General features: G+C 37.2%; 10 protein-coding genes. 4 read left to right on the forward strand and 6 right to left on the reverse strand.

Annotation, left to right across the window (positions count from 1 at the left end):
* Positions 1 to 234: 234 nt before the first annotated feature.
* Complete coding sequence (locus PFY10_13970) at positions 235 to 2,442, reverse strand: S46 family peptidase (GenBank protein ID WBV55334.1); 2,208 nt, start codon at positions 2,440 to 2,442, stop codon at positions 235 to 237.
* A gap of 85 nt (positions 2,443 to 2,527) precedes the next feature.
* Between PFY10_13970 and PFY10_13975 the strand changes: the two genes are divergently transcribed.
* The gene (locus PFY10_13975; protein WBV55335.1) at positions 2,528 to 2,962 is read left to right on the forward strand and encodes an META domain-containing protein; all 435 of its coding nucleotides are present in this window, start codon (positions 2,528 to 2,530) and stop codon (positions 2,960 to 2,962) included.
* A gap of 65 nt (positions 2,963 to 3,027) precedes the next feature.
* Here the strand turns inward: PFY10_13975 and PFY10_13980 are convergent, their stop codons facing one another.
* The 5 genes from PFY10_13980 to PFY10_14000 all read right to left on the reverse strand — a co-directional run bounded on the left by PFY10_13980 (position 3,028) and on the right by PFY10_14000 (position 8,505).
* The gene (locus tag PFY10_13980) at positions 3,028 to 3,438 is read right to left on the reverse strand and encodes a hypothetical protein (protein ID WBV55336.1); all 411 of its coding nucleotides are present in this window, start codon (positions 3,436 to 3,438) and stop codon (positions 3,028 to 3,030) included.
* 6 nt (positions 3,439 to 3,444) lie between these two features.
* Positions 3,445 to 5,991: a collagen-like protein gene (locus tag PFY10_13985; protein WBV55337.1), complete on the reverse strand. Its 2,547-nt coding sequence runs from the start codon at positions 5,989 to 5,991 to the stop codon at positions 3,445 to 3,447.
* Between the two features lie 5 nt (positions 5,992 to 5,996).
* Entirely contained in the window at positions 5,997 to 6,476 is a 480-nt protein-coding gene (locus tag PFY10_13990) for a T9SS type A sorting domain-containing protein (protein WBV55338.1), read from the reverse strand.
* Positions 6,477 to 6,626: 150 nt separating this feature from the next.
* Positions 6,627 to 7,340: a LytTR family DNA-binding domain-containing protein gene (locus PFY10_13995; GenBank protein ID WBV55339.1), complete on the reverse strand. Its 714-nt coding sequence runs from the start codon at positions 7,338 to 7,340 to the stop codon at positions 6,627 to 6,629.
* Positions 7,341 to 7,503: 163 nt separating this feature from the next.
* Positions 7,504 to 8,505, reverse strand: a complete 1,002-nt coding sequence (locus tag PFY10_14000) for an MsnO8 family LLM class oxidoreductase (GenBank protein ID WBV55340.1) — start codon at positions 8,503 to 8,505, stop codon at positions 7,504 to 7,506.
* A 327-nt stretch (positions 8,506 to 8,832) separates the two neighbouring features.
* Between PFY10_14000 and hflX the strand changes: the two genes are divergently transcribed.
* The 3 genes from hflX to PFY10_14015 are packed head-to-tail and all read left to right on the forward strand — an operon-like array spanning position 8,833 to position 11,990.
* The gene (gene hflX / locus PFY10_14005; GenBank protein ID WBV55341.1) at positions 8,833 to 10,059 is read left to right on the forward strand and encodes a GTPase HflX; all 1,227 of its coding nucleotides are present in this window, start codon (positions 8,833 to 8,835) and stop codon (positions 10,057 to 10,059) included.
* A complete protein-coding gene (locus PFY10_14010) occupies positions 10,059 to 10,688 on the forward strand; it encodes a DUF4919 domain-containing protein (GenBank protein ID WBV55342.1) in 630 nt (209 codons plus the stop codon). The genes hflX and PFY10_14010 overlap by 1 nt, the downstream gene beginning before the upstream one ends.
* A 15-nt stretch (positions 10,689 to 10,703) precedes the next feature.
* Positions 10,704 to 11,990: a sodium:proton antiporter gene (locus PFY10_14015; protein WBV55343.1), complete on the forward strand. Its 1,287-nt coding sequence runs from the start codon at positions 10,704 to 10,706 to the stop codon at positions 11,988 to 11,990.
* The last annotated feature ends 1 nt before the right edge of the window (position 11,991 follow it).

The following is an 11,991-nucleotide window of genomic DNA, read 5'->3' on the forward strand; positions in this document are numbered from 1 at the left end:
TAACTGTTTTTATTTTTCTTAAATAATCTTTTTTTAGCAATGCATATTATTGCTGAAAATTTAACTCCCTCATCTTATTTGTAACGATCTCGTATTGTCTTTATTCTATAAAACGGCGTAAAAATCACAAAATTTTATGGTGTGTAGAGGGAACTCAATCACTTATTTATTTCATTAAATGGTATAAAAAAAGCCGTGAGAGAATCTCACGGCTTTTAAAATTTTAAAAAAAGATTATTTATTCTTTTTGGTAGATTTTACATGTTCAGCTTTTGCAGGACGGGTTTTAGTATCAGCTGGAGTGTTTTCACTTCTTACCAGCTTCAACTCGTCAATTAATCTTCTTGCGCCAGCATACTTATCGATAGTCCAAAGAACAAAACGTACGTCAACGTTGATTGTTTTTTGCCATTCCTGTTCAAAAACAATATCACCACTTAAAGCTTCACTGTTTCCATCAAATGCGATCCCTATAAGGTTACCGTCACCATCGATTACCGGAGACCCGGAGTTTCCGCCTGTAATATCATTATTAGAAAGGAAATTAACTGGCATGTAACCGGCAGCATCAGCATATTGACCGAAGTCCTTCATGTTGTAAAGATCAATTACTCTTTGAGGAAGATCAAATTCTTCATCACCTTTTTTATATTTTCCTACCAAACCGGTCATGTCAGTATAATAGTTATCTGTAACACCGAAGTAGTTTCTGTCTGTTCTGATAGGTAATTTGTCAACAGTTCCGTATGTTAACCTCATAGTAGAGTTAGCGTCCGGATAGAACTTTTTCTCAGGCATGGATTTCATTAAACCTGCTAAGAAAAGTCGATTGTTTTTAGCAAAGAAATCATCAACTTTTACAAACTTTTCAACTGCGATCTTTTGATCTTCAGCAAGGCTATTTGCTATTTTCCAAAGCGGATCTGAATCAAGTTTTAATGCATCCGGATTTAAAATAAAGTTAGTTACCGAGGTTTTATTGGCAAAAATAGATGAATAGGCTGTATTGGATAATGTTTTAGCATTTAATCCTAATATAGTTGCAGATGCCACATCCGGATTTTTAACTCTTGCCTGATAAAGGCTTACCATAGCAGCAAGCATTTCCCCTTCCAATGATGGGCTGAAATTATCATAAATTGATTTTACCGCAGCTTCTACTTTTGGTTTCATGGCAAGTCTTCCCTGCATATCTTGTCCTGCATAGGTCTTAAGTAAAGATCCTAATTGATAGGCAACGCTGATATATTTTGAGTTTCTGGAAAGTTGTGACATATAATTTCTTTCAACATTTCTCTCGGAAACCTGTTTGTAGTAGGCCTCAATATCTTCTAAAACTCCATCATATTCTGTATTTCCAGGTTGTGCAGACCACTGTCTGTAGGTTGCTTCGATCTTTTGTTTATCTGAGATTGTCCCATTTTTGATAACAGCATCAATAGTTCCTTGTCTGTTTTTCCAGTAATTAGCAACCGAAGCATACTGGGAAGCGTAATTCAACTGAGTAGCTTTATCTTTATCCATGTACTTTTTCATTACATCCATTGCTACTTTAGAAGCTTCTACCCAAGCCGGATAGTCCTTATCTACCATTTGCTGAATTCCATAAGAAGTTAAATAACGGTTTGTTCTGCCTGGGTAACCAAGGATCATAGAGAAATCTCCAGGCTTAATTCCTTTAAGAGAAACCGGTAGGAAATGTTTAGGCTTTAAAGGGGTATTGCTTGGAGAGTACTCAGCAGGGTTTCCTGCTGCATCAGCATACACTCTGAAAACCGTAAAGTCTGCTGTGTGTCTAGGCCATTCCCAGTTATCAGTATCACCTCCAAATTTACCTAATGATGAAGGAGGTGCACCTACCAATCTTATATCTTTATAATCCTGATAAACGAAATAATAAAACTCGTTTCCATTGAAGAAATCTTTTACTACTACTGTATACTTCCCGTTTTCAGAATTCTCAGCCTGAATTGCTTTAGTTTCAGCATCAATTATGGCTTTTCTTTCCTCACCGGTCATTTTGTTATTTAGTTTAGAATTGATTCTTTGCGAAGCATCATCCATTCTTACTAAAAATCTAACGTATAGATTCTTAGCATTGAATTCGTCTTTTTGCTTCATGGCCCAGAATCCATTCTTCAGATAGTCTTTTTCCGGAGTAGAAGCTGCTGCAACAGCACCATAACCACAGTGGTGGTTTGTGAAAATCAGTCCTTTATCAGAAACAATTTCACCGGTACAGAAGCCTCCAAAACTTACAATAGCATCTTTTAAACTAGAATTGTTTACGGAATAAATTTCTTCTGGAGTTAAATGCAATCCTTCTTTTTGCATATCAACACCATTTAATCTTTTAATGAGCATTAGCAGCCACATACCTTCATCCGCTCTCATCTGGGCAAAGCCCAATAAAAAAGTGAATAGTAGAAATAGTCTTTTCATTTTATAAAATAATTTTGTGTCGCTAATTTACTAATTTTTACGATATTCCGGCCGTGATTGGTATGAAAATGGAAGGATAGGCTGCATGAAAAAAATATTTATAAGTCTATTAGGAGTATTGTTTTTAGGAATGATGATTAATTGTTCATCAGTTCCGGGTGAAAACCTATCAGTTCAAAGAGAATGGATGCTTATATCTTTTGGGAAATTTGATAAAGAAGAAATGGTTAAAAGCCGCGCGGGAATTAACCTTACAGGAGCAATGGAAGGAGAAAAGATTCGTGGAGGGGCATTCATGGGGTGTAATAAAATGTTTTTTACCGGAGAGTTCAGAAAAAATGGGAAAATGAAGATTTCCGGAGTTGGAAGTACAATGATGGCTTGTCAGAATATGAAACTTGAGCGAGCGTTTGTTAATAGCTTTGAAAGGATTACGCGGTATTCAGTGGAGGGTCATTTTCTTTCTTTGTATGATGATAAAGGTATAGTGATGAAGTTTGTTGCCTCAGATTGGGATTAACAGTAATTTTTTTGAAAAATGTACAGATAAAATAAGTCCGCTAAGTAGCGGACTTATTTCGGTTATTAGTTTCTAGGAATAGTTTTTTTTATTTCTTCAAGTGTTGCCGTATTAGAAAGTCCCGTAACGGTTATTTTCTTATTAATAGGTTGACTTGCTTTACGTGAACGCCGATTAGGAATTGTTGCTAAGACCTCATCAAAACTAGCTGTATTGGGAAGTAATTTTCCTGGATTGTCCGATGTGTTTTTAGGTTTTAGATTTTGTTTTTTAACTTCAAGTCCATAATCTGATACCAGCCCGCTGTGTGGAGGATTGTTTTTATTATACTGCTCATAATCTTTAATGAGCTTAGCTTCCTGTACCTTTGCATTTTTTAAAATAAGGGCCTGATCCTGCGACTCAGAAGTTTTATTTTCCTGGGCATATATACTTAGTCCTGATAATAATAATGCGATGATATATAATGATTTCATAATTTTTTATTTAATGTTTACAAGTACTTTAATTTTTGCAGTTTCGCTCTGATTGTAATCCTGGAGAGCTTTTCCGATTACCTGTCCAATTCTGACTTTTTTGAGATTTGCTTTCATGGCAACTCCTGGTTTTGAAGAGGTTACTAAAAGGTCTCCTCTTTTAATTTTTCCTCCTTCAAGACAAACCTTTGTGGGGATCACTCCGATAACTCCCATGGGAACTTTTCCGGACAGATCTGCATCGATATTTTCTTCAGTCAATAAAACCCCGGGTTTGGTTGCATAAACTCCTGCTACAAGTGTAGAGTAGGGCTTTGAGGACTTTTCTATCGTTCTGTCAGAGTCTGTTGAAATAACTAAAATGTCGCCGGGCTCATATTCAGAAACATTTCCTTCCACATCAAATGCTTCTGCAACGTCTGCACCGCTGTTTTGTGTTCCGCCATTAAAAAAACCTCTTCCTGCTTTATTGATCCGGGCTACATTAACTGATGCACTTTGATAGACAGAAATATTACCAGATGGGCCCTGATGATTGACAAGAAGTGTGGAGCCGGTACCAGTAGTGGTTATGTGTACAACAGGTTGTCCGTTGGCATTATTAAAATTAGCAAATCTACCGGCCTTACCTGTTCCAAAATTGGGAATAAAACCTGAGATCGCATTACCTGTTCCGTCGCATGATGCTTCTATACCATCGCCGCTACCACCCGCATTGGCGGTAATCCCGTTTCCATTCCCTTCCGTAAGGGCTAATACAGCCGGCCCATTTCCACTGGCATTTGATGAATAAAATAAGCCTCCATAGCCACCGGTTCCTGATGAAAGACCAAAAATACCTGCAGTACCGAAATTAGCAAAAATGGAATTCACTTCACCTTTTACTGCCGGTGAGGTACCGGTTGTGCGATCCACCTTGAAGTTTCCTGCAGTACCATTACCAACAGTTTTCACAGAGATTACTTCGGTATCATTGTCTTCATTGAAAATTTCAAATCTACCGGCACGCCCGGTTGCAAAAGATGGAACCCATGCGTATAAAGCATTTCCGTTTCCATCAATATTTGTTTCCACACCATTACCGTTTTTGCCGGCATTGGCAGTGATTGCATTTCCATTTCCATCGGTGAGTGCCACCAGGGCCGGACCGTTTCCGGCCGTATTAGAAGCATGGAATAAGCCTGCGAAACCTCCGGTCCCTGAGGATATTCCAAAAACACCGGCAGCTCCAAAATTGCCGAATATGGTTTTTACTTCACCTCTTACGGCAGCGGCGACACTATTGGTATTATTAACGAGGAATGAAGAAGCATTTCCTTGTGTGTTATCAGGAATATTTCCATTTCCGTTGGTTTCGATTTCAAGCGTATTATTTTCATTGGTTTGATTGAAATTTTCGAATCGGCCAGCTCGACCTTTACTGTTGTTGAGTCCAACCTGGCCTAAAACACCTATCGCTGTTCCGGTACTATTTGTTGCAATAAACCCCCTCACGCCATATCCTCCACCATCATTTCTTCCGACTACAGCACCAGCTATATCACTTGTTGTTCTTCCGACCACGGCTTCTCCGTTGCCGTTGTTATCACCTACAACACCTGCAGAGGATACTTGGCTTGTAATCCCATGTAGGGCAAAACCAGCTCCTGAAGTACTTCTCAATCCCGCACCGGTTCCTGTCGTAGAAATATTGACAACCGTTCCGTTACCCGCCGTTGAGGCAATAATCGCGCTGTTGGCATTGGAATTATTAGTTATTGAAATATTAGCAGCAACCCCGTTTGTACTTATTGCGGCAAGTCCTGTTCCTGCGTTGCTGTTTGCATATACACCGTATCCATTTCCCGATGCATTTCCATAAACACCCAGTCCATTAGGAGTAACTCCATATACTCCCCATCCGCTTCCGTTCTGACTGCCCCAGACCCCCACTCCTAATCCTCCTGTGCCATTATTGATTCCCCGGACTCCCGAAGAAAATCCACCGGCAGAAGTACTGGTTACAACACCCCTTATTGAAGCGATACTTGAAGTTGTTGTATTGTTGGTGCCTTCAATGGCTGCTCCATCACCATCATTGGTTAAAGCAAAAAGACTGGCTGTGTTATTTACGGTAGCTGAATATGGAAGGGTAAAGCTTCCGCCACCGCCTCCTGCAGATTTTGCGTACATGGCATAAGGAACGCTGAGAAGTTGGCTGGTGCCTGATATCGTATAGCTGGTTCCACCTGACGGATCTGTTTCTGTTTTCAAATAATAATTTCCAGTGGTCCAGTTAATCGCGGCAAATGTCCCAGTAAGAACAGTTCCTGTACCTATTTCAAGGCTGATTAAACCATTGGCATTGGTATTTCCGGTCAACCTTTCTGAGTATACCACTGGGCCTGCGGCTGAGCCTTGAAGAACACTTACTTTTACTGCAATACTCTGATTGATGATCAGTTGTCCCGAAAGATTTCGGATAACGGCCTGATAGCTCATTTTTTCAGGTACTTGTCCAAAGGCTAAAAAACAGCCCAGTATAAGCCCTAGTATGAGTAGATTTTTTTTCATGGTAGTTATTTTTTTATGATTTTGAATGTTTTAATGTTTTTACCATCCTGATTAATTCTTATAATGTACATGGCAGATGGAAGAGAAGAAAAATTAAATTCAGATTTTGTCTGCATAATTTTTTCACTCCTGATCAACTTACCTTGTGCATCGAATAATTGATAATCTGAGTTCTTATAGCTGTTTACTGTAAAATCCAGATATAGATAATCTCTAAAGGGATTAGGATAGAGTAAAATACCGTCCTCTGCAGATGACGTTTCATGGGTGTCAAGGGTCGTAATTTCAAAAGCTTGCTGTACTCCTTCCATAACCTGGAATCCGCTTCCCTTAGAGAGATAAGTGACCTGGCCGACACTATAAGAAATAGAGCCATTACCTCCTGAGACAGTTGTTCCTGTAGTTAAAACAGCTGATTGAGCTTTAAGCTGTCCAGTTACAATAAACAATATGAAAAGGAAGCCGGAAATAAATGTTCTTTTCATGTGAGTTTTTTTTGGTTAGTAGTTTATAAATTCGGGTTAATGAATTTCGGAAGACTAAATTACCACATCCCGGATGCAGATATTGGGAAAATAGATAAACGACACGAAAAATCGACAAATGACAATCCGAAAAAGAAATAGAGGAATACTTTAATTGGGCATGTTGAAAAATGCCAGATTATCTTTATAACTTCTTCCTATGGGAAGCTTAATCTTATGGGTAAGTTCCACTTCGTGAGAAGTTTTACTTCGGATAAGATATTTTGGAACGGCATAGCTGCGGTGTATTCTTACAAAAGAATCGAAGTGGTTTTGATGAAGAAGATTTCCAAGGGAATCGAGAATACAATGTTTTTTTTCAGAAGTTACAATTCTGGTGTAATCTTTTAATGCCTCCAGATAAAGAATATCTGTTATTTTGATTTGTAGAATTGTACTCCCTTCTTTGATTTTAATCGTATTTTCACCAAGCAAAATATCAAGACATTCACTCTTTTCCTTCATTTCAAGAAAATCCAAAAGTTTTTGTAACGAATGATGAATACGATCCGTTTTTAAAGGTTTTTTAATAAAGTCGAGTATGTCCAGTTCGAAAGCCTCGGCAGCAAACTCACAGTGGGAACTCATGAAAATGCAAATAGGGATTTTATAGGCTAATTTACAGAATTCAATTCCGCTCATTCCGGGGAGTTTGGTTTCAATAAACAGGACGTCTACTGGTAGATCAAGGTATGGAATTGCTTTTTCGGCTGAATCAAAAGATGCAACAATTTCTATATTATCATACTTATTGATATGATGTTGAAGAACCAGCCTGTCCAGTTCATCATCATCAATAACCATACATTTAATATTGGCAATCATGATTCTCCGGATGTTAATTAGTTTTTATAGATCAATGTAAATAAAACAAAAATCTCCTTATAAAGTTATTAAAATTATTTTGGTTTTTAGTGTTTTGTGTTTATTTTAATATTAAAATGCGTAATTTGGAGTAATAATCACAAAGTAGTGAACGGTGGTGGCTTTATACATCACAATTGCTAATCCATTCAAAATTTTTGAAACGGGATTCTTTATTGTAAATATTGCTTAGGATAATCAGATTATTGGTTTGGTAAAATGTTGTAATTTCAAAGAGATGTTTATGAATTGTGTCAGGAGTGGCAATAATTATATTCTTCAGAATTTTTTTTAAATCATCATTTTCTGTAGGACTTAACATTTTTTCTTCTATATCATTCGGATGTAATAATGGGGAGGGAGCTAGGCCTCTGCGTGCTTCAAGAAACTGGTAAGCCATGGATAAGGCATTTCTTTTTGCGGTGTCGTAATTTTCAGCGACTGAAACTGAAACGGCAATTTGTAAATGAGGTGTTTCGCTCAGATTACCACGCTTAAATTCATTTCTATAGATTTCCGTGCTTTCATTTTGCTTGTTGTCCATCAAAAAATGAGAGAAGGAATATCCTAATCCGTTTTTTGCAGCTTCCTTTGCCGAATTATTCCCTGAGCCCAGCCACCATATTTCTGGCATATGTTGAAGGTTTTGAGGCTGAGCAATCAGATCACCATAACGCTCTTGCGTAATACTTGTATCATCTGAAATATAGGCTGCGATATCTCGGAGTTTTTCGCTGATATTACTTATTGTTGGAAGTTTATCGCCGTTCAGGGCCAGGGAAGATATTTTAAGACCGCCCGGTGCTTTTCCTAGTCCCAGTACAAAACGTCCGGGAAAAATTGACGCTAGTAATTTTGTGATCTCAGAAATTTTATATGCAGAATAATTTCTGAGCATGATCCCTGCGGTTCCAACTTTTATTTTTTGTGTTTTGCTTAAAATAACAGCGGCTAATATTTCGGGGCTTGAGCTTGCGTAACCAGGAGCTCCATGATGTTCGGAGAATAAAATGCTTTCATAACCAAGATGCTCTGCCCATTGGGCCAGTTCAATGCTGTTATGAAGGGTATCCTGCGTATGCTCTCCCATTACAACAGGAGATTGGTCCAGGATGCTCAATTTCATTGTTTTTTTTGTAAAATCTTTTTCTGATTGGCTGGCCATACAATATTGTTTTAAAGCTGAAATTGAAGACTCAATATAATGAAAAATCGTTTTATGATCAGAATGATACTCTAAACGGTCATTCAGGTACTATTTTTGTTTTAATGGATTTGTAAGGTTTAATGTTTGAAAGTAATAAAAAAGCATTTGTTGATTATTATTTTTCCGCAAATTAATAGTATTTAAAGCTTAAATTAACATTAAAATTTTAGATTGTCTTAAAAATCGTTTTGCTTTTTATCCCTAAAAAGGGTATCTTGTAAAACTCACAAACATAGATAGAACTTAATGCTAGAAAAGAAAGAACATAATTACGAGAAAGCTGTTTTAGTAGGTGTTATTACTCAAAATCAGGATGAAGAAAAGCTGATAGAGTATATGGATGAATTAGAATTTTTAGCTTTCACAGCAGGAGCAACGGTACAAAAGCGCTTCACTCAAAAATTAACTCAGCCGGACTCCAAAACCTTCATTGGAAGTGGAAAGGCACTTGAAATAAAAGAATATGTAAAAGAAAACGAGATAGGAACAGTAATTTTCGATGATGAACTCTCACCATCCCAGCTTAAAAACCTGGAAAGAGAAATGGAGGTGAAGATTCTGGACCGAACCAATCTTATTCTCGATATTTTTGCACAACGAGCACAAACTTCTTACGCTAGAACCCAGGTGGAACTGGCACAGTACCAATATCTCTTACCTCGATTAACGAGGATGTGGACCCACTTGGAACGTCAGAAAGGAGGGATTGGAATGAGAGGTCCGGGTGAAACTGAAATTGAAACTGACCGTCGTATTATCCGTGACAGAATCACTTTACTGAAAGATAAGCTAAAGACGATAGACAAGCAGATGGCTACTCAGCGTAATAATCGTGGGAAAGTTGTTCGTGCTGCGTTGGTAGGGTATACGAATGTAGGTAAATCTACTCTGATGAATTCACTTTCAAAATCTGAAGTTTTTGCAGAAAATAAACTATTTGCAACATTAGATACCACTGTCAGAAAAGTGGTTATCGGGAACCTTCCGTTTTTACTTACCGATACTGTAGGATTTATCAGAAAATTACCGACCCAGTTGGTTGAATCCTTTAAATCGACTTTGGATGAGGTGCGGGAAGCTGATTTGCTGATCCATGTCGTAGATATTTCTCATGAAAGTTTTGAAGATCATATAGAATCCGTTAATCATGTTTTGATGGAAATTAATGCTCATCAGAAGCCTATGATTATGGTTTTCAATAAGATTGATGATTTTAGCTATGAGAAGAAGGATGAAGATGATCTGACACCTTCAACAAGAAAGAATGTTTCCCTTGAAGAATGGAAAAAGACCTGGATGGCAAAATCTAAATATCCAACGGTATTTATCTCGGCTTTGACAAAAGAGAATTTTCCGGAGATGAAGAAATTGATCTATGATGAAGTCATGAAAATCCATATTTCAAGATTTCCATATAATGACTTCCTGTTTGAGTATTTCGATAACGACGAGGAAGATGAAAACAACAATTAATGAAATATTACATTTTCCTTTTGCTGCTGAATATTTCGGTTTTAGGCTTCGGTCAAAAATCGAAAATTGATTTTAAAAGTATAGAGAAAAACCTTAAAAATCCCGAATCACTTTATAATTATGATAAATTGATTTTCAAGTACAAAGGGATTCCAAAGTCACTGGATAGTATAGAAGCTCAGTATTTGTACTACGGTAGAAATTTCGAATCAAATAAATTAAATACTTCAGATAATGATTTTAAAAGTCTTGCTGAAGCATTTAAAAATAATAATTTCGATGATTGCATAAGATTGGGTAAGGTTTTATATGGTAAGGATCCAACGAATATGGACGTACTGCTGATTTTGCTGCGTGCTTATGATTCTAAAAAAGATGTAAGTAATTTTACTCATCATCTCGCACAGCTTCGATTACTTGCCGACGCAATCAAAAATTCGGGAGATGGGAAAACCGAAAAAACCGCCTATCAGGTCAATTCTGTTGGTGACGAATATATTTTCCTGAATATTCTCAATATCGGAGAAGGCTATACAAAAAGTTCAAAAACAGTAAAAGAAGGCATTATTGACTTATGGGAAAAAGAAAATAACAAAATATATATCAAAGTCCTTTATTTGGACTTTTAATTAAAAAATAACTTAGTGGAATTATATTATTCATTTTCAGCGTTAATAGTTTTAGCATCCATATTCGCATATCTTAATTACAGATTTCTCAAACTTCCCAGTACTATCGGGATCATGGTAATTGCCATTGTGGTTTCAATTTTCCTGGTTTTATTTGGTGAAACTGTATTGCCAAGAACTTTTGGGCATCTTCATAAATTGATGAACAGCATAGACTTCACTGAAGTGTTAATGGGCGCAATGCTTAATTTTCTATTATTTGCAGGAGGAATTCATATTAATATTAATGACCTTAAAGAACAATTCAGGCCCGTTCTTATTTTCTCCACGGCAGGGGTTGTCATTTCTACTTTTATCGTAGGATTCGGAATGTTTTACCTGTTGCCTTTAGTGGGCATCCAACTTCCTTTTATCTATTGTCTTGTTTTCGGGGCTCTGATATCTCCTACTGATCCCGTGGCTGTTCTGAGTGTCTTGAAGCAGGCAAAAGTTTCTAAATCTTTAGAGACTAAGGTTGCGGGAGAATCTCTTTTCAATGATGGTATGGCTGTTGTTGTTTTTACCGTAGTACTGCAGTTAGCTGTCGGGAAAGAAGTAGATTTAGGAGTGGAAAGTATTGGACTGTTACTGCTTAAAGAAGCTGGAGGGGGATTGTTATTGGGTGTTTTGTTAGGTTGGATTACTTCAAGGCTAATGCGTGAGGTTGATGATTATATTATTTCAGTTTTGGTTACCCTTTCTGTGGTCATGGGCGGATACCTCATCGCAAGGCAGATGCATATTTCAGGCCCTCTCACCATGGTTGCTGCCGGATTATTTATGGGGAATTTTAACGTAAGATTCAAAATGAAATCAATTACTCAGGATTATCTTATTAAATTCTGGGAGTTAATTGATGAAATATTGAACGCTGTACTTTTCTTATTTATAGGTTTTGAGCTGCTCATGATAAAGGATCTGAATCACTTTATTATTCCAGGGATTATTGCAATTATTGTTGTGTTGGTAGCAAGATTTATTTCAATATGGGGACCTACAAAATTTATGTCTTTCCGAACAAGGTTTAGTCCCCAAACGATAAAAGTGCTGTTTTGGGGTGGAATTCGTGGCGGAGTTTCTATTGCGCTGGCAATGTCTATTCCTAAAAGTGAGTATAGCAATATTATTTTAAGTATTACTTATTGTGTGGTAGTATTTTCTATTGTAGTACAGGGACTTACCATTGCTAAGGTTGCTAATCCTAAAAAGATTGCAAAAGAAGAATTGGAACAGGGAAGCATTGCTTTAGATAAAGATGTTTAAT

Origin of the sequence: Chryseobacterium daecheongense (assembly GCA_027920525.1) — a bacterium.
Lineage (GTDB): Bacteria > Bacteroidota > Bacteroidia > Flavobacteriales > Weeksellaceae > Chryseobacterium > Chryseobacterium proteolyticum.